Origin of the sequence: Thalassospira sp. MCCC 1A02898 (assembly GCF_001618185.1) — a bacterium.
GTDB classification, from domain to species: domain Bacteria; phylum Pseudomonadota; class Alphaproteobacteria; order Rhodospirillales; family Thalassospiraceae; genus Thalassospira; species Thalassospira tepidiphila.
Genome location: NZ_LPXK01000001.1, coordinates 835,667 through 855,219, shown reverse-complemented (window position 1 = coordinate 855,219; position 19,553 = coordinate 835,667). Strand labels below are relative to the sequence as shown.

At 54.9% G+C, this 19,553-nt stretch carries 18 protein-coding genes and 1 riboswitch; of the genes, 9 read left to right on the top strand and 9 right to left on the bottom strand.

Annotated elements, in window-relative coordinates; genetic code table 11:
- Nucleotides 1-244, top strand: a 244-nt coding sequence (locus tag AUQ41_RS03825) for a bifunctional ornithine acetyltransferase/N-acetylglutamate synthase (RefSeq protein WP_198155604.1), incomplete at its 5' end; no start/stop codon positions are given.
- A gap of 81 nt (nt 245-325) precedes the next feature.
- Here the strand turns inward: AUQ41_RS03825 and AUQ41_RS03820 are convergent.
- Nucleotides 326-1,600, bottom strand: coding sequence for a pentapeptide repeat-containing protein (locus AUQ41_RS03820; RefSeq protein WP_008888376.1), 1,275 nt, complete (start codon nt 1,598-1,600; stop codon nt 326-328).
- Nucleotides 1,601-1,782: 182 nt separating this feature from the next.
- On the bottom strand, nt 1,783-3,054 hold the full coding sequence (locus AUQ41_RS03815; protein WP_063086861.1) for a pentapeptide repeat-containing protein: 1,272 nt from the start codon (nt 3,052-3,054) through the stop codon (nt 1,783-1,785).
- Nucleotides 3,055-3,410: 356 nt separating this feature from the next.
- Here AUQ41_RS03815 and AUQ41_RS03810 point away from each other — a divergent pair, with 356 nt between their 5' ends.
- From AUQ41_RS03810 to AUQ41_RS03795, 4 genes are all read left to right on the top strand, one after another.
- Nucleotides 3,411-4,634, top strand: a complete 1,224-nt coding sequence (locus AUQ41_RS03810) for a response regulator (protein WP_063086802.1) — start codon at nt 3,411-3,413, stop codon at nt 4,632-4,634.
- Nucleotides 4,635-4,764: 130 nt separating this feature from the next.
- Complete coding sequence (locus AUQ41_RS03805; RefSeq protein ID WP_063086801.1) at nt 4,765-5,988, top strand: response regulator; 1,224 nt, start codon at nt 4,765-4,767, stop codon at nt 5,986-5,988.
- Nucleotides 5,989-6,000: 12 nt separating this feature from the next.
- A complete protein-coding gene (locus tag AUQ41_RS03800) occupies nt 6,001-7,203 on the top strand; it encodes an HD domain-containing phosphohydrolase (protein WP_063086860.1) in 1,203 nt (400 codons plus the stop codon).
- Entirely contained in the window at nt 7,203-8,624 is a 1,422-nt protein-coding gene (locus AUQ41_RS03795) for a nitrogen regulation protein NR(II) (protein ID WP_063086800.1), read from the top strand. Before AUQ41_RS03800 ends, AUQ41_RS03795 begins: the two co-directional genes overlap by 1 nt.
- Here AUQ41_RS03795 and AUQ41_RS03790 read toward each other — a convergent pair.
- From AUQ41_RS03790 to AUQ41_RS03780, 3 genes are all read right to left on the bottom strand, one after another.
- On the bottom strand, nt 8,621-8,941 hold the full coding sequence (locus tag AUQ41_RS03790; RefSeq protein WP_063086799.1) for a YnfA family protein: 321 nt from the start codon (nt 8,939-8,941) through the stop codon (nt 8,621-8,623). The two genes, AUQ41_RS03795 and AUQ41_RS03790, sit on opposite strands and share 4 nt — an antisense overlap.
- A gap of 16 nt (nt 8,942-8,957) precedes the next feature.
- Nucleotides 8,958-9,968, bottom strand: a complete 1,011-nt coding sequence (locus AUQ41_RS03785; RefSeq protein ID WP_063086798.1) for an asparaginase — start codon at nt 9,966-9,968, stop codon at nt 8,958-8,960.
- A gap of 111 nt (nt 9,969-10,079) precedes the next feature.
- Complete coding sequence (locus AUQ41_RS03780; protein ID WP_063086797.1) at nt 10,080-10,559, bottom strand: Lrp/AsnC family transcriptional regulator; 480 nt, start codon at nt 10,557-10,559, stop codon at nt 10,080-10,082.
- A gap of 140 nt (nt 10,560-10,699) precedes the next feature.
- Between AUQ41_RS03780 and phhA the strand changes: the two genes are divergently transcribed.
- Nucleotides 10,700-11,599 (top strand): phenylalanine 4-monooxygenase, encoded by a 900-nt coding sequence (phhA, locus tag AUQ41_RS03775; protein WP_063086796.1) that lies wholly within the window; start codon nt 10,700-10,702, stop codon nt 11,597-11,599.
- Between the two features lie 57 nt (nt 11,600-11,656).
- On the opposite strand, the gene AUQ41_RS03770 is transcribed toward phhA, so the two are convergent.
- A complete protein-coding gene (locus tag AUQ41_RS03770) occupies nt 11,657-12,079 on the bottom strand; it encodes a response regulator (protein ID WP_008888386.1) in 423 nt (140 codons plus the stop codon).
- 286 nt (nt 12,080-12,365) lie between these two features.
- A riboswitch (cobalamin riboswitch) is annotated at nt 12,366-12,545 on the top strand.
- A 135-nt stretch (nt 12,546-12,680) separates the two neighbouring features.
- Between AUQ41_RS03770 and AUQ41_RS03765 the strand changes: the two genes are divergently transcribed.
- The 3 genes from AUQ41_RS03765 to meaB all read left to right on the top strand — a co-directional run bounded on the left by AUQ41_RS03765 (nt 12,681) and on the right by meaB (nt 17,995).
- Nucleotides 12,681-14,717: a methylmalonyl-CoA mutase family protein gene (locus AUQ41_RS03765; RefSeq protein WP_063086795.1), complete on the top strand. Its 2,037-nt coding sequence runs from the start codon at nt 12,681-12,683 to the stop codon at nt 14,715-14,717.
- 2 nt (nt 14,718-14,719) lie between these two features.
- Nucleotides 14,720-16,873 carry a methylmalonyl-CoA mutase gene (gene scpA, locus AUQ41_RS03760; RefSeq protein ID WP_063086794.1) on the top strand — a complete coding sequence of 718 codons (2,154 nt, stop codon included), beginning with the start codon at nt 14,720-14,722 and terminating at the stop codon, nt 16,871-16,873.
- Nucleotides 16,874-16,942: 69 nt separating this feature from the next.
- A complete protein-coding gene (gene meaB / locus AUQ41_RS03755; RefSeq protein WP_143588675.1) occupies nt 16,943-17,995 on the top strand; it encodes a methylmalonyl Co-A mutase-associated GTPase MeaB in 1,053 nt (350 codons plus the stop codon).
- On the opposite strand, the gene AUQ41_RS03750 is transcribed toward meaB, so the two are convergent.
- The 3 genes from AUQ41_RS03750 to AUQ41_RS20645 form a co-directional block, all read right to left on the bottom strand.
- The gene (locus AUQ41_RS03750) at nt 17,989-18,756 is read right to left on the bottom strand and encodes a hypothetical protein (RefSeq protein WP_063086793.1); all 768 of its coding nucleotides are present in this window, start codon (nt 18,754-18,756) and stop codon (nt 17,989-17,991) included. The genes meaB and AUQ41_RS03750 overlap by 7 nt on opposite strands.
- Before the next feature lie 204 nt (nt 18,757-18,960).
- Entirely contained in the window at nt 18,961-19,113 is a 153-nt protein-coding gene (locus AUQ41_RS20650) for a hypothetical protein (protein WP_157092637.1), read from the bottom strand.
- Between the two features lie 144 nt (nt 19,114-19,257).
- Nucleotides 19,258-19,407, bottom strand: a complete 150-nt coding sequence (locus tag AUQ41_RS20645) for a hypothetical protein (protein ID WP_157092636.1) — start codon at nt 19,405-19,407, stop codon at nt 19,258-19,260.
- Between the last annotated feature and the right edge of the window lie 146 nt (nt 19,408-19,553).

Sequence of the window (19,553 nt, the reverse complement as noted above, 5' to 3'; positions counted from 1 at the left end):
GGCGGTTGGTAAATGCGGTGTAACCGCCGATCCCAACAAGCTGAGCGTTGCAATTGGTGGCATTACGTTGGCCAAGAACGGTGAACGTGTTGCCGATTATGACGAAGGCCCGGTCGAAGCCCACATCAAGGGCCAGTATATCGACATCGATGCCGATCTTGGCTTTGGCGATGGTGCGGCCACTGTTTGGACCTGTGACCTGACACATGGCTATATCTCGATCAATGCGGATTACCGCAGCTAGGCGATCACGTTCCTGCGCACTAAAAAACGCCGCCTTCACTGAGGGCGGCGTTTTGCGTTTTCGGGCCGTGATCGGCAGAGGTTATCTCTTGCCGGGAATATAGCCATTTAGGATCAGGCCGACATTGGCACCTTCAAGCTCGGTTTCGCTCAGATCCGTGGCGCCAAAGGCGACGCCGGCAACGTTTGCCTTGGTCAGATTGGCGCCCTTCATCTTGGCTTCGTCAAATACCGAGTTGCGCAAATCGGCCTGTTCAAAATTGACATCCGAAAGATCCGCGTTCCAGACGACGCCGGTCTTCTCACCCTTCTTGTCGCGCTGATCGACACCGCCAAAATGAACGCCCTGGAACACACCCTCGCTACAGTCTGATCCCGCCATGCGCACGCCGTCGAGCACAGCGCCATTCATGCGGATTTTATGCATGTCGGCTTCGCGCATCGAACACATGGCAAGAATGGTATCGACAAAAAGCGTGCCGCGCAGGATGCATTTGTCAAAGACGGCCCCGGACAGGTCCATACCCGAAAAGTCCATGCCCGACAAATCGCGACCGGCAGCAATCATTGGCATGCCGGTTTTGCCGCCGGTTGCCAGCCACGTGCTATGACCGTTTACAAGTTCGCGAATGTCATCAACCAGCGGGGCCGTCGGAGTACCGCCACCGATTGAGTAGGATGTGTTGGCCTGCGACAAATCGACATCTTGCAAGTCGACATTGCGCAGGTTCGCACCGCTCAGATCCGCACCGACAAGTTCCGTCCCGGCAAGCTTCGCCCCCTTGAGGTTGGCATTGCGAAGCTTTGCGCCGTTCATCTTGCACCCGGTCAGATCAGCGCCTTCGAGGTTGACGGCAAACATGTTGGCGTCACTCATATCGGTATGCGCAAGGCGCGATCCCGACATGTTGGCACCGGCCATATTGGCCCCCCACATCATCGCACCTTCGAGGTCGGTATTAGACATGTCGGTTTCGCGTTTGACCGTGCGTTCACGAGCCCCTTCAAGAACCACCATGATGCCTGCGCGCAAATCAATGCCGTTCAGGTTGGCATTGCGCAAACTGGACCGTGCCATATTGGCCCCGCGCAGATCGGCGCGTTCAAAGGTCGAATTTTCGAGATCAGCCTCAACAAAGTTTGCGCCAAACAGATCACAGAAATCGAAACAAACGTCGCGCGCCGATGCCTGAATGAAGTTTGCACCGGGTAAGACCGCCTCTTTCAGGCTGATCTTGCTCATTTTGATGCGGGAAAGATTGCAGTTGCGCTTTTGCATGCGCACGCCGCCCGGCTTTTGATTGAGATAAAGTTGATGCTTCTTGATTGAATCAATCAATTCCGAACGCGATGACATTCAGTAGAAAACCCCAGAGATTCTAAATTAGATTCTTATTATTCTGGATTATAGAATGACGCAGTTTCACCGCAACGCAATTTGTTTAAGACATTGCGCGACATTGGGACGGTTTAAGTCTTTAAAAAGTGAGAAAAACTATCCGAACGCTTAGTGAACCCGCACCCTGGCAGGGTTGGATCCTAAACCTTACCGGGGATGATTCCGGTCAGAATCGAGCCGGTGTTGGTACCGTCAAGATCGACGTCGCTTAAGTCCGTTTCACCAAAGGCAACACCGGAAATATTGGCCTTGCAAAGCTTGGCCCCCTTCATGTGAGGCTCATCGAAAACCGAGTTTCGAAGGTCAGCGTGTGAAAAGTCCGTTGCATGAAGGTCTGCGCGCCAGACCTCGCCCGTTTTCTGTCCCTTGGCATCGCGCTGTTCGACGCCACCGAACTTGACGCCCTGAAGCACGGCCTTGGTGCAGTTGGCATAGGACATCCGCACACCGTTCATGATCGACCCGCTCAGCCGGGCGCGGGACAAATCGGCATTGCGCATCGATGCCATGACCAGAATGGTATCGACCAGCAAAACACCGCGCAGGATGCAATCATCAAAACACGCCGCTGAAAGATCAAACCCGGTGAAATCAAGTTCAGTCAGATCACGACCGGTCACATCAAGGCGTGCGCCCGATATGCCGCCACTTGTCAGCCACTCGGTATGGGCATTAAGCAAGATGCGGATATCATCGGGGAGCGGCGTTGCAGCTTTGCTGCCAATCGAGTTTGACGTATTGGCCTGCGACAGATCAACGTTCGACAGATCAACATTGCGCAGATTGGCACCCGACAAGTCCGTGCCAAGCAAAAGCGTATCCTTGAGTTTTGCACCCTTGAGGTTCGCGTTTTTGAGCTTTGCGCCCGACAGGTTGCAGCCTGAAAGATCCGCGCCGGCAAGGTTGACGGCAAACATGTTGGCGTCGCTCAGATCCGCATCGGCAAGCCGGGCACCGGACATGTTGCTTTCGGCCAGATTGGCACCGGACAGAACCGATCCCTGAAGGTCAGCATTGGTCAGATCTGTTTGTCGTTTGACCTTTTTTTCGCGTCCGGCATCGACAATCACCATCACACCGGATCGAAGATCAGCACCCGTCAGGTTGGCATTGCGCAGTTTGGCACGCGCCATGTTGGCGCCGCGCAAGTCGGCGCGCATGAAGCTTGAACCTTCGAGATTGGCCTCGACAAAGTTGGTTCCGAACAGATCACAGAAATCAAATTTGACGTCCTGGATCTGGGCCTGGATGAAATTGGCACCGGGAAGCACCGCATCTTCAAGACTGATCTTGCTCATCTTGATGCGCGACAGGTTGCCATTGCGGAGCTGCAATCGCCGACCGCCGGGCTGCTTCATGACAAAGAGCTGATGCTTTTTGATTGCATCAACCAGTTCGGTGCGTGTTGTCATCTGGTGGGCGGTACCCCCGATCAATCGGAAACAGCGCATGGACGCCGCGGTTCCAAGAATTCTTATAAAGTATACCCGTCAATGACAGTGAACATTCTGACAAAACATGACAATTAAGCCCCTTGGTTCACTGGCATAAATATATGATTACACAATACTTATCGCGTTGCATGGTTTTCTTGCGCCCTGTTGCAGATCTGACAATCGTGCGGTCGATATTGCGGGGCAATGTGTTTGCAACGGCAGCGCCATATATGGGCCGGACCACGCAGGGAACCGGCCTGTGATTTTGCGATCTTGTATGGGGTTCCGCCCGCCCCCATCTGCAAAAATGTATTTAAGAAGAAGCGGGTAAAATGCACCACATTCTGTTTGTTGATGATGATGCCAACATCCTGAGCGGATTGCGCCGACGTCTGCGCAGCACCCGTCCCGAGTGGAACCTGCATTTCGCCAATAGCGGGTCTGAGGCCATCGAACTTGCCGAAAACAAGGATCTCGACGTCATCGTGTCAGACATCCAGATGCCTGGCATGGACGGTGTGACCTTGCTTGAAACCTTGCAGAAAACCCATCCAGATGCCGTACGTATCATTCTGACCGGCCATGCCGATAACGCATCCTATCTGCGCACCATCGGCCCGGCACACCAGTTTCTGAGCAAGCCTTGCGATCATGAAACCCTGGTCGACAGTATCGAAAACGCACTGGGTCTGCGTCAGTTGTTGCGAAGCCCCGAACTTAGAACCCTTGTCGCTGGCTCCAAGAGCCTCGCCTCGCCACCCGACACCTATATGCGTCTGGAAACGGCCTTTTCGAACCCGAATTACGCGCTTGATACCATTAGTAAAATTGTTGAGTCCGATATTGCGCTGACCACCGAAGTTTTGAAACTGACCAACTCGTCCTATTTCGCAGTCACGCAGAATGTTTCGTCGGTCGCGCATGCGGTCCGGATGCTGGGGATGGAAACGCTTAAGGCACTGGCCCTTTTTGTCGGGCTATATCGCGGCTTTGACGGCCCGGCCAGTCAGGCGGCCAATCTTAAACGCCTGTGCCACCGCTCCCAGCAGATTGGCGTTACTGCGGCCCTGATTGCCGAATATGAACGGCTTCCGCGTGAAATTTGCCATGCTGTGCCATCCATCGGGATGCTTAGTCACATCGGCACGTTGATCCTTTATACCAAGCGCCCCGACGAGATGCAGGCTGTCATTGACCGTGTTGAAAAAGAAGGCATTTCAATTGATCAGGCGGAGGCCGAACAATTCGGGGCCGGACATGCCGAAATCGGTGCCTATTTGCTGGGATTGTGGGGTTTCCCGGCACCTGTCATTCAGGCCGTTGCCTATCATCATCGGCCAATGGATTTACCGCACCAGGAAATGACGGCCCTGACCGCGATCTATGTTGCGCAACATCTGACACGTGAAATTGCCGATCGCGATGCCGGACGGACGGTCGAAAGCACGATCGATCAGGAATATCTCGCCCAGATCGGCAAGCAGAGCCACATCGAAGAATGGACCAATATTGCGGCTGTTGTGTCCGGCAAATACCGCGAACTGACCAACAACTAGATCACGTGTCCTGATGTGCTCCGTCGTCAGAAAAAGGGGCAAAAAGGACACGACCCTCCACATATGCGGACTATCAAAGATCCTTTGCAGGCCCCATGTATAAGCCATGGAGCACACGCATGAGGTGAAAATGAGCGTCATCCTTTTTGTCGATGATGACAAAAATATTCTGGATGGTTTGCGTCGCCGGTTACGCTCGGTCCGGTCCGGCTGGGAGCTGCATTTCGCGCATGACGCGGAAAGCGCCTTGGCGAAGGCTGCCGAAATGGAACCGGATGTCGTCGTTTCCGACATGCGCATGCCCGGAACCGATGGCGCAGAGCTTCTGACCATGATGCAGGAAAAACACCCGCATAGCGCGCGTATCATTCTTTCGGGTTTTGCCGAGGAAGAGGCAATCCTGCGCACGGTTGGCCCGGCGCATCAGTATCTGGCCAAACCGTGTGATGATCAGATGCTGGTCGAAACCATCGAGAACGCGCTTGATCTCCGTAACCTTCTGACCAATCCGGACCTGCGTGCACTTGTTGGCGGGATTGATGCACTTGCCTCCCCGCCGATAACCTATACTAACCTTGTCAAGGCACTGGAAAATCCGCTGACCAGCAACGAGCAGCTTACCGCCATCGTGGCCTCGGACATTGCGTTGACCGCCGAGATCCTGAAGCTGACCAATTCGGCCTATTTTGCGGTCAGTCAGAAAATCACATCTGTCTCACAAGCCATCCGCATGATTGGCGTCGATACGCTTAAGGCGCTTGCGCTGTTTATCGGTCTGTTTCGCAGTTTTGACGGCCCCAAGCCGGCGGTCACGCGGATGATGCAACTGTGCAAACGCAGCCAGCAACTTGGTGTTGTCGCCACCTTGATCGCCGAGCAGGAAAAGCTTCCGAAGGAAGTGATCAGTGTCATGGCCGCTGTTGGGATGCTGAGCCATACGGGCAGTTTGATCCTTTATGCCTATCGCGCCAATGAAATGGCCGAGGTCATCAAGCGGGTCGAAACCGAAGACATTCCGATCAACGTTGCCGAACGTGATCAGTTTGGCGCAGCCCACCCGGAAATTGGTGCGTACCTTTTGGGCCTGTGGGGCTTTCCAAGCGCCATGGTGCAGACGGTTGCCTATCACCATCGCCCGCAAGACACGCGGCATACCGAAATGAACGCGCTTAGCGCAATCTATATCGCCCAGCATCTGGCACGCGAAGTCGCCATTGAAAGCCGCACCGGTCAGGCCCCCGAAAGCCGCATTGACCTTGAATATCTTGAACGTCTGGGAAAAGCCGACCGGTTGCCGGTTTGGCGCGAAATTGCCCGCGTGGTCGAAGAAAAATACCGCGAAATGGACATGTAAGGGAGAGAGATGATGACACAGAATCCCCCTGTACTCTTCGTTGATGACGATGAAAACCTGTTGATGGGACTTAAGCGCAAGCTGCGCGGCAAGTTCGATTTCGAGACAGCGGTCGGCCCGCTTCAGGCGCTTGAGAAAATCAAGGCGGGCAACAAATATGCGGTTTGTGTTGCCGACATGCGCATGCCCGACATGGACGGTGTGAAGCTACTGGCCGAGGTTGCCAAACTCAGCCCCGACACAGTCAACATGATGCTGACCGGCAATGCCGACCAGCACACAGCGGTCGAAGCAATCAACCGGGGGCATATTTTCCGCTTTTTCAACAAGCCGTGCGAGGACGAGGACCTGATTGCCGGTGTTAAGGCGGGCTTGCGGCAATATCAGTTGATCACCGCGGAAAAGGCGCTGATCGAACAGACGCTGGCGGGCAGTGTAAAGGTCCTGACCGAGGTACTGGCACAACTTAACCCGGCGATTTTTGGTAAGGCGATGCGCGCCAAGCTGTGGTGCGACACCATTGCCAAACAGATCGGCTACCCGCATCCGTGGGAGTTGGGGCTGGCCGCGTTGCTGGCGCCCATTGGCTATGTCTCCCTGCCGCCGGAAATCCTTGCCCGTCTTGGCGATGAAAAGCCGCTTCAGCCGCTTGAACGTGACGTGGTCCGTCGCACGCCCGAGGTGGCACGCAAACTGATTTCCAATATCCCGCGGCTGGAACAAGTTGCCGGCATTGTCTATCTGCAAAACCGCAATTTTGACGGATCGGGCTTCCCGGCCGAAGGGCCGCTTGGCGCGGAAATTCCGTTGGGTGCGCGGGTCCTTCGGATTTTCAACGACCTTGGCAAAATTGTCGAAAGTGATCTTGTCGTCAAACAGCACTTTGACGAGTTGCGCCACAAGCCCGAACGCTATGACCCGGAACTGCTGAACCAGATCGAGGCGATCCTTGCCCAGGAAGACCCGTCCTATGACAAAGTCGCCTATCCGACCGGGACGGAGCATGACATTTACCTCAAGAACCTGCGGATCGGGGATTTCCTGCTGACCGATATCGAAACCCGCGATGGGCATATCTTGCTGACCCATGGCAACTACGTTTCCGAGATTCAGATCCAGCGGCTGCGCGTTTTTCAGGAACTTCACCAGTTTCATGAGCCGATTCGTGTCCGGCGCGGCGGGCATGACCAGGTTGCCGGGGGCGGAGAGGCCTGATGTCTGAGAAGATTGAAAACCTGCATGACACCAAGATCCTGAGTGGCACATCCGATCTGACATCGGGGGCGGACCTTCTTGAGGCAGCCAAGGAAATTGATGCGCCAGAAGACGTTCGCGCCCACTTCCTGGCACTGATGGGCGAGCAAAAGCGCCGCAAGCTCGAAACCATGCAGCGGCTCAAGACCATTCTTGATAGCGTTGTCGAGGGGATCCTGATCATTGATGCCACTGGCATGATCCAGGACTTCAACAAATCAGCCGCCGAAATCCTGCGCGCAACCGGCGATGAGTTGCTGGGCACTTCGGTCGATGTCATGTTCATTGATCGCAAGGCAACCGTGCGCCACAAGCTTTTGAACCGCTGCATCAATATCAGCAGTGGTGTGCTGAAATATGACTATACCGAAACCATGGCGCAGCGCCTTGATGGCGACAGCTTTCCGATGGAAATCATCGTAAGTCCTGCCAATTTCGCCTCCGAGATGAGTTACCTTTACATTTTCCGCGACATCACCCGACGCAAGAATGCGGAAGTCGCGCAAAAGAAGCTTGAGGAAGACCTGCGCGAAGCCCTTAAACTTGAGGCGATTGGCCATCTGGCAGGTGGCATTGCCCATGAAATCAACACACCCAGCCAGTACATCCGTGATAACCTGAAGTTCCTCAATGACAGTTACGGGGCGCTTTCGCGCATGCTTGGTCTAGCCTTGCAGACCTTGTGGAAAAACCGCGCAAATTTGCCGCCAAATACGTTTGAGGATTTCGCCCGACAAATGCGTGATTCCGATCTTGAATTCCTGCTTGAAGAAATCCCGCATGCCACCCAGCAATCCCTTGATGGCATCAATCAGGTGGCACGCATTGTCCTGTCGATGAAGGAATTCTCCCACCCCGGCGGGACGGAAAAAACCACCACCGACATCAACCGGGTCCTGTCGAACGTGATTGTGATTTCACGCAATGAATGGAAACACAATGCCGACATCACCGAGGAATTCGATCCGGAAATCCCGCATATTCCGTGCCACATCAACGAGGTCAATCAGGTCTTCCTCAACCTGATCGTCAACGCGGCACAGGCCATTCAGGCGGCCGGGCGCAAACCCGATGAAGGTCACATCACGGTCAAGACCACGTCGCTTGATGACAGCATCCTGATTTCGATTTCCGACAACGGAACCGGTATAGCCAAGGAAAACCGGTCAAAGGTGTTCAACCCGTTCTTTACCACCAAGGAAGTTGGCAAGGGCACGGGACAGGGACTTTCGATCACCCATGACATCGTCACGGTGCGCCACGGCGGGCGCATCTGGTTTGAAACCGACATGGGAAAGGGAACGACATTCCGCGTGCTTCTGCCCGCCGAAGACCGCACCGGCAAAAAGTCCGACGAAAAATCCGAAAAAACCAAGACCTAGCGCGGGGCAAACAGGATGATCCCGGCCCCCAAAAGGCAAACCAGCAATCCGGTTACATCCCAGCGGTCGGGGGTGGTGCGTTCAACCACCCACATCCAGAAGATCGATGCCGTGATGTAAACCCCACCATAGGCCGCATAGGCCCGCCCGGCAAAGTCGGCCTCAACCCGGGTCAAAATCCAGGCAAAGACAATCAGGGATGCCACACCCGGCACGACCCAAAGGATCGATTTCCCGGACCGAAGCCAGGCCCAGAAGGCAAAACACCCGGCAATTTCGGCAATCGCCGCAAAGATATAGGCCGCAATGCTTTGCATCTGTTCCCCGTTTTGATCAGAAGGCCGGGCGCAAGTCCCCGGCATATTTGCCCGCCCAGTTGGTCAGAACCGGGGTCAGGTATTTTTTAAGGACCTCGGCCTTGGCGTCATCAATCACGCCATGTTTGCGCAGGATCGCGCCCATCGCAACTTCTGCCCCGCGCTGGGTGCCATCATCGATCTTAAGCGCCACACCAAGCCCCTGTTTGGGGAAGGCCGCGCAATAAACACCCTCTGCGCCGACCTTGACCAGTGCATCTTCACCGCATTCTTCCATGATCCCGGTGCAAAAACGCCCGGTTCCGGCAACCATGAAGGGCGCATTTGCACAGCCCTTGCGGATGCGCTTGATCGCATCAATGCGTTTGGCATCAAGGCCAACTGGGTCGGCCATGCGCGCCATGGCAAGGCCCAGATCACGCAACCGCATGCCGATCACCGGAATGCCACAGCCATCAATGCCGCGCGGGGTCGAAGACAGATCGCAATCGCCCATTTCTTCCAACACCTTGATCAGGCGTTGCTGAACCGGATGGGATTCTTCGATATAGCCGCTCGGATCTTCGCCCAACTGCTGCGCGGTCGACAGGAACCCGGAATGCTTGCCAGAGCAATTGTTGTGCGCCTTGGTCAGGCTCACATGATCGGACGCCTGTTTAATCGCGGCATTCAGGCTGAGTGAATAATGCGGGGCGCATTCCAGGGTGTCGACCGAAAGACCGATCTTCTCCAACCATGCCTTGACGGTTTGGGCGTGTTCTTCCTCGCCATTATGCGATGAGCAGGCAAGGGCGATGTGTTTGTCCTCAAGCCCGAAGGCCTCGACCGCGCCGCTTTCAACAAACGGAATGGCCAGAAGCGGCTTGATCGCCGATCGCGGATACATCAGCGCATCAATATCGCCCCCCTGATCAACCACCGTCCCGTCAGACGTCATCACGACGTAACGGCCGCGATGGAAACTTTCGACCATATCGCCGCGTGTGGCTTCGACAAGGATCGGGTTGGCAGCGATTGACTGAGGCATTTTAAAGCTCCGGCTTTGGTGGGTTGATCAGTCTATGCCTGAAACACCGGTGAAAAATCAAGTATGGCAAATCTTGCAACTGCGAAGGTGACCGCCATCTGAGGGCTGCCGTTAAACACCTTTCGGCAACGGTATGGCCGTCAGGTTCTTGTATTCCTTCAAAACCAGACTGGATTGCACATCACGCACATTGGGCATTGAAAGCAACTGATGGGTGACAAAATCGCCAAAGCTTTCGATATCGCGCGCCACGGACACCAGCAGAAAATCCTGCCGCCCCGTCATCGCCCAGCAGGACAGAATTTCCGGAAGGTCATTCATCGCGCGGGCGAAATCCTCCGCCCCCTGTTCGGTATGGCTTTGCAAGCGGACCTGAATGGTCGCCAGCACCCCAAAGCCAAGTTTCTTGCGGTCCAGAAGGGCGACCTGACGTTTGATCACACCGGATGCCTCAAGCTGTTTGACCCGACGCAAACACGGCGATGGGGACATGCCGACCATTTCAGCCAGTTGGACATTGCTGATGGCGGCGTCCTTTTGCAGGGCCTGCAGAATCCGGACATCGGTCGCGCTTAGCGTCACGTCGGTCATTTTAAACCCCAAATCAAACCAACAAGGTCACAATATGCACATCATAACCGATTTGGACGCCTTATTGGCCAGAAAATGACATTAGAGTTGATGTAAAATGATCCTTGTAAATCGGCAATAGAACCCGAAAGAGGACGGCCATGAATCAGGGAAACGATCTGCGTGGTGATTACAGCCACATCAATGACGACTACACCATCGATCAGGACTGGAGCACATATACCGAGGCCGAGCACGAACTATGGCGCAAACTTTATGACCGCCAATCGCGCATTTTGCCCGGCTATGCAGCCGAGGATTACATTCGCAATCTGATGAAACTTGATGCGGCGGATCAGATTCCGCATTTCGGCCGGGTCAGCGAGAAGCTCCATGCGGCGACCGGTTGGCATCTTGTCGCGGTTCCGGGGCTGGTGCCTGATGATGTGTTTTTTGACCATCTTGCCAATCGGCGGTTCCCGGTCACGGTCTGGCTGCGCAAGCCCGAGGAAATGGATTATCTGGTCGAACCCGACATCTTCCATGACTTTTTTGGTCATGTGCCGATGCTCTATGACCCGACCTTTGCCGATTATCTGGCGGCCTATGGCGCCAAGGGGCCCGAGGCCATTGCGATGGGCGGCCTTAAACAGTTGGCCCGGATGTATTGGTACATGGTCGAGTTTGGCCTGATCATGACCCCGCACGGATTGCGCGCCTATGGGGCAGGCATGTTGTCATCGCAAACCGAAACCATCTATTCGGTCACCGATCCCACGCCAAACCGGGTGGCGTTCGAGCTTGAACGCGTCATGGGCACGGATTATGCGATTGATGATTTCCAGAAAACCTATTTCGTTCTGGAAAGTTACGATCAGTTGTTTGACGCGATGAATGTGCCAATGGCCCCGATCTATGATCGGCTCGCCAAGAAGCCTGCGATTGATCCGGCAACCACCTTGCCGACAGACCGGATTTATCATGTGCATGGGGCCGCAGACAGCATCATTTCGCTGGGCGAGGAGACCCACAGGACCCACAGACAACAACGCCCTGCGTGAGCAGGGCGTGGCGATCCGTTTAGGACTGATCAAGGCAGGGCTGGTCTCCCAGCACTCCTAGCAGGCACTGATGGAATGACCCAGCACCCGATTGAGTTGCTCAAGCACCACTTTCGGGCTGGCGTCCTTGCTAATGAAATCGGCCGCCCCAAGCGCATCGGCTTGTGCGCGGGTGTCGGCATCATAATGGGCCGAGAAGAAGAAAACCGGCACGTTTTGGCTGTTGGGATAGCGGCGGCGAATTTCGCAGAACGCTTCAAAGCCGCTCATACCCGGCATTTCAATATCAAGGATGATGGCACGGGGATAAAGCCCGTCCAGCTGATCAATCAGATCATCGGCACAATCAAAACCGGCCACGTCATATCCTGCCCGACGCAACACTGTTTCAAGGGCTGCCTTGGCGCTGGGACTGTCGTCGGCGAACGCAACCAGTCCATCAGGACAAAATTGCGACGGCATGGCGCTGAGCGCGTTCATGGATGGCGATACTCCGAGTTTTGGGACAAGTCCAAACTGACAGACGAAAATGTCAAATTGGTTAAACCCGCCAAATTTTTGCCACGCAATGTTCCGGCTTCACCCCGATCTCGCACCCGTGCCGCGAAAGTATAAGGCCGCAATGATCGGAACCATGCGGCGCGCAAACCACGAACAGACGTGCAAAACCCCAATGTTTCCGCCGACATAACGTTACGGAAACCTGATTTGTCGGGATCGATATCCGTCTAAATAGGTATTTCCATGCCTATTTACGGAATTAGGGACAGGTGCTATAAACCGCCATGTCGCGAATGTGACCGGAAAATAGGATCGGGAATCCGGTGCGGCCGTGCCTTAGCGCACTTTGGCCAAGCCCGGAACTGCCCCCGCAACTGTAAGCGTAACGGCCTTTCTGCAGGCTTTCTCGCGAGTCAGAATACCGATGGTGTTTTCTTGGCATGAAATGGGCCGGGCGGGGTGTACCGGGTACTGGGAATCCGTAGTAGAATAGAATTTGGCAACGTTCCGTGCCCGACGCCATATAAAGACCCCATATGGAGTCGCATCAAGGCCGGGACACACCAAGCCGGGAGAAACCATGTCCGACCCGCTAAAGCTCGCATCCGAATTTCCATCTGCTGATTACGCAAGTTGGCGCAAGCTTGCCGAGGAGGCCCTTAAAGGGGCGCCGTTCGAAAAGAAGCTTGTCACCAATACGCTTGATGGCTTTTCCGTTCAGCCGATCTATACAAATGACGATCAGGATGACGCGACCCGGCTGATCCACGAAGTTCTTAATGCCACGGTCGAGCCGCGCGAAACCGTCACCGGGTGGGATATCCGCCAGCTTCATACCCATCCCGATCCCAAGGCCACCAATGCCGCGATCCTTGAGGACCTTGAAAATGGGGCGACCTCGATCACGCTAAAGCTTGACGCCGCCGCCCGCGCCGGGCGCGAAATCAGTTCTGCCGAGGTGGGCGTGGACGGAATTGCCATCCATTGTCTGGCCGATCTCGATACTGCCCTTGAGGATGTTTACACCAACCTTGCCACCGTCGGCCTTGACGCCGGGGCGGCAGGTGTTCCGGCCGCCGCACTTCTGGCAGCCCATATCGCAAATACCGATGGTGCCGACGAAGCCGCACCGGCCTTTAACATCGACCCGATCGGGACGCTGGCATCTACCGGCACCCTGCCCTGCGGCGCGCAGGACGCGGTTGATCATACGGCAAGCGTTGCGGTCGAGCTGATTGATCTGTTCCCGCTGGCGACCGCGATTTCGGTGAATGGCGCGCCATATTACAATGCCGGGGCCACCGATGGTCAGGAACTGGCCTGTTTGCTGGCAAGCGGGGTGACCTATTTGCGCGCCCTGACCGACGCCGGGATGGCGCTTGATCAGGCCGCGGGTGCGATGGTGTTTAACGTTGCCATCGGCACCGACTTCTTTGCCGGGATCGCCAAGCTGCGTGCACTTCGCATGATGTGGAGCCGCGTTCTGTCGGCATCGGGTGCCGAGGATGCAACGATTACGATCAATGCGGTTTCGGCCGAAATGGCCCTGACCAAGGTTGATCCGTGGGTCAATATGCTGCGCACCACGGTGACAAGCTTTGCCGCCGGTCTTGGCGGTGCGGATAGTGTGACCTGCCTGCCTTATGATCATCTGATTGGCCTGCCAGATGGCTTTGCGCGTCGTATTGCGCGCAACACCCAACTGATCTTGCAGGAAGAAAGCAACGTGCACCGGGTCATCGATCCGGCTGGTGGTTCGTGGTTTATTGAAAACCTGACCAAGGAATTGGCGAAGGCCGCCTGGTCGAAATTCCAGTCCCTTGAATCTTCGGGGGGTATTCTAAGTGCCCTTGCCAATGGCAGCCTGAAGACCGAGATCGAGACCGTCTGGAATGCGCGCGAAAAACGCCTGTCCACCCGTCGTGATCCGCTGACCGGTGTGTCGGAATTCCCCAATATCACAGAAGCCAAGGTAATCTGTGAAAAGCCGGACCTTGAGACGATCGTTGCAGATGCCAAGGCCCGCCAGACCAAGTTTGATGGCACGGTCGGCAACAGCCTTGATGCCATGATTGAGGCCGCCCGCGCCGGTGCCACCATCGGGCATATGTTTACCGATCTTTATGGCACCAGTGCCGCGACATGTATCGGTGCCATGCCTGCCCATCGCCTTGCCGAACGTTACGAGGCACTTCGCAAACGGTCTGATGCGCACGGATCCTTCCCGCAGGTCTTCCTGGCCAATCTTGGCAAGATCGCACAGCACACGGCACGCGCGACCTTTGCCCGCAACTTCTTTGAAGCCGGCGGGATCGAGGCGATCACCAATAACGGCTTTGCCAATGCGGATGATGTTGCATCCGCCTTTGGCAAAAGCGGGGCGAAGATCGCCATCATTTGCGGATCAGACCCGCAATATGCCGACATGGCAGCCGACGTTTCCAAGGCACTGAAATCCAAAGGAGCCAGCATGGTTTATCTTGCTGGCCAGCCGGGCGATGCGAGGTCGGCTTACGAAGCAGCCGGCATTGACGAGTTTGTCTTTGTCGGGGCCGATGTCCTTGCCATTTGCGGTGCTGCACTTGATCATCTTCTTGGCAAACAGGGGGAGAAATAACCATGACCCGCATTCCTGATTTCTCCGACCTTCCGCTGTTTGACGGCGCATCCGCCGGTGCCAAGGACCCGTTTGAAAGCACGCCCTGGACCACGCCAGAAGGCATTGATGTCAAATCATCCTATGGCCCCAAGGATCTGGATGGCATTGATCATTTAAACACCATGCCGGGCATGCCGCCGTTTTTGCGTGGCCCCTACCCGACCATGTATGTGCAGCGTCCCTGGACGATCCGCCAATATGCCGGTTTCTCCACCGCCGAGGAATCCAACGCGTTTTATCGCCGCAACCTTGCCGCCGGGCAAAAGGGGCTTTCGATTGCCTTCGATCTGGCAACCCATCGCGGCTATGACAGTGATCATCCGCGCGTCGCAGGTGATGTTGGCATGGCCGGTGTGGCGATTGACAGCATCTATGACATGCGCACGCTTTTTGATGGCATCCCGCTTGATGAGATGTCGGTTTCCATGACCATGAACGGTGCGGTTCTGCCGGTGATGGCGCTTTATATTGCCGCCGCCGAAGAACAGGGTGTGAAGCACGAACAGCTTTCGGGCACCATTCAGAACGACATTCTGAAAGAGTTCATGGTGCGCAACACCTATATCTATCCGCCGAAACCATCGATGCGGATTATTTCGGATATCTTTGCCTTTACCTCGCAAAACATGCCGAAATTCAACTCGATCTCGATTTCCGGCTATCACATGCAGGAAGCCGGTGCGACGGCTGATCTTGAGCTCGCCTATACCCTGGCCGATGGCATCGAATATGCCCGTGCCGGTCAGGCAGCAGGCCTTCCGATTGATAAGTTTGCGCCGCGTCTGTCGTTCTTCTGGGCGATTGGCATGAACTTCTTTATGGAAATCGCCAAGATGCGCGCGGCCCGCATGATCTGGGCCAAGCTGATCAAACAGTTTGATCCGCAAAACCCGAAATCGCTCTCGCTGCGCACGCACAGCCAGACGTCGGGCTGGTCTTTGACCGCCCAGGACGTATTTAACAACGTCATCCGAACCTGTGTTGAGGCCATGGCCTCCACCCAAGGCCACACACAGTCGTTGCATACCAATGCACTGGACGAAGCCTTGGCACTGCCGACTGATTTCTCGGCCCGGATTGCGCGTAACACCCAGCTGTTCCTGCAACAGGAAAGCGGCACCACCAATGTTATCGATCCGTGGGGTGGTTCATACTATGTCGAACGCCTGACCCGCGATTTGGCGGAAAAGGCATGGGCCCATATTGCCGAGGTCGAAGAACAGGGCGGCATGGCCAAGGCGATTGAAGCCGGCATTCCGAAAATGCGCATCGAAGAAGCCGCAGCCCGCACCCAGGCCCGCATTGATAGCGGCCGTCAGACTTTGGTGGGTGTGAACAAATACCGCGTCACCGATGACCGCCCGGTTGATGTGCTTCAGGTCGATAACGCCGAAGTCCGCCGTCAGCAGATCGCAAAACTCGAACGTCTGCGCGCCGAACGTGACAACGCAGCAGTTGAAAGTGCGCTGACCGCGTTGACCAATGCCGCCGATGCTGGCAATGGCAACCTGCTTGAACTCGCTGTCGAGGCGGCGCGTGCCAAATGTACGGTTGGCGAGATTTCCGATGCGCTTGAAAAGGTCTATGGCCGTCATCAGGCGGTGATCCGATCCATCTCCGGCGTTTATAAAACCGAGGTCGGCGCTGATAACGAGGCGCTGGCCAAGGTTGATCGCCTGATCACGCAGTTTGAGGCCAATGAAGGCCGCCGTCCGCGGATCCTGATCGCGAAAATGGGTCAGGATGGTCATGACCGTGGGCAAAAGGTGATTGCGACGGCCTTTGCCGATCTTGGCTTTGATGTCGATATCGGCCCGTTGTTCCAGACCCCGGAAGAAGCCGCCAAACAGGCAGTGGAAAACGATGTTCATATCGTTGGTGCCAGTTCGCTTGCCGCCGGGCACCTGACCCTTGTGCCGCAGCTGCGGGCCGAGCTTGATAAGCTTGGCCGTGAAGACATCATGATTGTTGCTGGCGGCGTGATCCCGCCGCAGGACTTCGACAAACTGTTCGAAGCCGGGGCCGAGGCGATCTTCCCGCCCGGAACGGTCATTGCCGAAGCGGCTGGCGACCTGCTAGAAAAGCTTAATCAGTCTGGCGAGGAAGCGGCCTGATCGCTGCTTCCTTCCAGCTCGACGTAACGCTTTGCTGGCGTGAAACGCGCCAAATTCAAGGAACGCTTGGTGAAAGAAACACTGCGCACCATACCTGCAGGCTCAGGCGGCACGATCAGCCCGCGCAAGGCCGTGCGCAGACGTGTGCTTTCGACCGATGAAATCGTTAAGGGTGTTCTGGCAGGCGACCGCACCATTCTGTCGCGGGCCATCACACTGGTTGAAAGCCGCAATCCCAAACATTTCGAACAGGCACAAGCCGTTCTGGCCGAACTCATGCCCAACACAGGCGGATCGCAGCGCATCGGCATTACCGGCGTGCCTGGTGTCGGCAAATCGACCTTTATCGAGGCCTTTGGCAAGAACCTGACCAAGGCCGGAAAAAAGGTTGCCGTGCTTGCGGTTGATCCGACCAGTGCGCGTTCGGGCGGGTCCATTCTGGGGGATAAAACCCGGATGAACGAGCTTTCGATTGATCCCAATGCCTATATCCGCCCATCACCCAGCAGTGGCTATCTGGGTGGGGTCAATCGCATGACGCGCGAAACCATTTTGCTGTGCGAGGCCGCCGGGTTTGATGTGGTTCTGGTCGAAACCGTGGGCGCGGGGCAAAGCGAAACCATGGTCGCGCAAATGACCGACTTCTTCCTTGTCCTGATGCTGCCCGGTGCGGGTGATGAACTTCAGGGCATCAAGAAGGGCGTTCTTGAAATTGCCGATCTGATTGCGGTCAACAAGGCCGATGCCGATCCGGCCAAGGCGCGTGAAGCAAAACGTGAGTATTCCTCAGCTTTGCGAATTATGCAGCCCACCAGCAAACATTGGCGTCCGCAATCGGTGATGGTTTCAGCGCTCATCAATGACGGGCTTGATAACATCTGGGATCTGATCAACCAGCACCGCGCTGTGATGGAAAAGGAAGGCGAGTTCACCGCCAAGCGTGCCCGCCAGCAACATGACTGGATGTGGACGATGCTGCGCGACCGGTTGCTTGAAACCTTTACCGCACGCGATGACGTGGCAAACCGACTTCAGACGCTTGAGGCGGATGTGCTTTCTGGCACGACCAACCCGACCGCGGCGGTCGAGGAATTGCTAGCTTTACTTTCCCAGCACTACTGAGAAAGCTCGCTCAAAAGCGTTATGAACTTTCCACCTTTTTGAGCAATGCTTGAGACCTTATCGATTCCAGCATCGACGCGCATGAGTTTAGTTGCAGCTGTGGCCAATGTTTCTTTTAATCCTTTTAGACTATCACCAACCTGATTCGGATAATTTGACTCTACTGCCTGTATGTCTAAAGCACTCTTGTAAATTGCACTTAGAGTGCTGCTTGAACCAAAGACCTCATAACAGTTAACTCTAATCAGAATATCTTCGATACCGTCTAAAAAAACTAACTTTACCCACTCATCAACGTCTTCACCAAAAAGGTCCGCCGCATCAAGATTGATCAGTGCAGACCTAATATCTTCGAGTTCTTTGGAGCTAAGCTGACTCATAGTGGAGTGCCGCCTTAGAACCGGAGAGATATTGCGTATTTGAAGGATTTTTTCTGGGCGAAGCACTTGGCCGACGCGATTGGAGCAAGAATCGTTTACATTTGCGAGGTTGAAAAGCTGTTCAAGAAACTTAGCCGCTTCCCTCGCATCAGTTCGTATTTCTTCGTCCAAAAATTCATCATCAGTTGCGTCCAATATGTCTGCAAACTCACGAAGTCTTTCGCCATAGACATCCATTATCAAGTGAATTGAATCCACACGTCCACTGAATTCACCTGCAATCACTTCATAGGTCTTTTGGCTCGATGGATTAGACTTCAAATTGCCAAAGAAATTGCACATATCGACGATTTCTTTCGCAGGATCTGTTACTTTAGACATATCCCACCTTCAAATATTCGTGAAAACACGCATTATTCAAACACTATTTTCCCTATAAGCAGGAGTCATTAATTTTCAAACAGCGTTCAAAGTTCTTTGATTTAAATAAAATCATCTACCTAATTGTGAAACATAGCCTCTATCGAGGAAAACAAAAGGCCGCACAAAATGCGCGGCCTCCTAGAACAGCGAACCAATGCTGGCTTACTTGGTTTCTGCAGCTTCGAGCTTTTCCTTGAGAACTTTAAGCTTCTCGACCGCATCATTGATTTCCTGATCAAGATGCTTGAGGCCTTCGCGCTTTTCGGTCGGTACGGATTCGAGCTCATCCAGGGCTTTTTCTACGATATACAGCATCCTGCAATCCTCCTTGTTTTGCTATCGGCGACGTCACTGCGGCACCGTGGGCGCCGGCAACATTCACGCTGGTTAACATAACACCCAGCATGGACCAACCGATGTGTCGTTTCAAAGACATGGATCAAGAATGATCCGAAAGTATCAACCGGCTGTCTGTTCAAGACGTTCCTGAAGGACCCGGATGCTTTCGGAGGTTGATTGCAAAACCTGTTCAAGACCGGAGAGTTTTTCACGGGCTTCGCGCGAGACTGCCTCGACTTCATCAAGCGCGCTTTCAAAGAAATAGAGCATGTTTATGCCCTTTCATTGTTGTTTTTGATGATTCAAAGCTAGCCCCCAAATTCGCTGAAACCGTGTCAGCAATGCGCTATTTCTGCCGTATTTAGGCGCGAGAGCGCGCAGGACGGCAAGGCTGATCTGTGATTTTTCACCGGCAG

What these genes read in the sequence shown, in the direction of transcription:
- AUQ41_RS03820 (WP_008888376.1), bottom strand. Translation starts at nt 1,600, where the DNA reads ATGTCATCGCGTTCGGAATTGATTGATTCAATCAAGAAGCATCAACTT.
- AUQ41_RS03815 (WP_063086861.1), bottom strand. Translation starts at nt 3,054, where the DNA reads ATGACAACACGCACCGAACTGGTTGATGCAATCAAAAAGCATCAGCTC.
- AUQ41_RS03810 (WP_063086802.1), top strand. Translation starts at nt 3,411, where the DNA reads ATGCACCACATTCTGTTTGTTGATGATGATGCCAACATCCTGAGCGGA.
- AUQ41_RS03805 (WP_063086801.1), top strand. Translation starts at nt 4,765, where the DNA reads ATGAGCGTCATCCTTTTTGTCGATGATGACAAAAATATTCTGGATGGT.
- AUQ41_RS03800 (WP_063086860.1), top strand. Translation starts at nt 6,001, where the DNA reads ATGACACAGAATCCCCCTGTACTCTTCGTTGATGACGATGAAAACCTG.
- AUQ41_RS03795 (WP_063086800.1), top strand. Translation starts at nt 7,203, where the DNA reads ATGTCTGAGAAGATTGAAAACCTGCATGACACCAAGATCCTGAGTGGC.
- AUQ41_RS03790 (WP_063086799.1), bottom strand. Translation starts at nt 8,941, where the DNA reads ATGCAAAGCATTGCGGCCTATATCTTTGCGGCGATTGCCGAAATTGCC.
- AUQ41_RS03785 (WP_063086798.1), bottom strand. Translation starts at nt 9,968, where the DNA reads ATGCCTCAGTCAATCGCTGCCAACCCGATCCTTGTCGAAGCCACACGC.
- AUQ41_RS03780 (WP_063086797.1), bottom strand. Translation starts at nt 10,559, where the DNA reads ATGACCGACGTGACGCTAAGCGCGACCGATGTCCGGATTCTGCAGGCC.
- phhA (WP_063086796.1), top strand. Translation starts at nt 10,700, where the DNA reads ATGAATCAGGGAAACGATCTGCGTGGTGATTACAGCCACATCAATGAC.
- AUQ41_RS03770 (WP_008888386.1), bottom strand. Translation starts at nt 12,079, where the DNA reads ATGAACGCGCTCAGCGCCATGCCGTCGCAATTTTGTCCTGATGGACTG.
- AUQ41_RS03765 (WP_063086795.1), top strand. Translation starts at nt 12,681, where the DNA reads ATGTCCGACCCGCTAAAGCTCGCATCCGAATTTCCATCTGCTGATTAC.
- scpA (WP_063086794.1), top strand. Translation starts at nt 14,720, where the DNA reads ATGACCCGCATTCCTGATTTCTCCGACCTTCCGCTGTTTGACGGCGCA.
- AUQ41_RS03750 (WP_063086793.1), bottom strand. Translation starts at nt 18,756, where the DNA reads ATGTCTAAAGTAACAGATCCTGCGAAAGAAATCGTCGATATGTGCAAT.
- AUQ41_RS20650 (WP_157092637.1), bottom strand. Translation starts at nt 19,113, where the DNA reads ATGCTGTATATCGTAGAAAAAGCCCTGGATGAGCTCGAATCCGTACCG.
- AUQ41_RS20645 (WP_157092636.1), bottom strand. Translation starts at nt 19,407, where the DNA reads ATGCTCTATTTCTTTGAAAGCGCGCTTGATGAAGTCGAGGCAGTCTCG.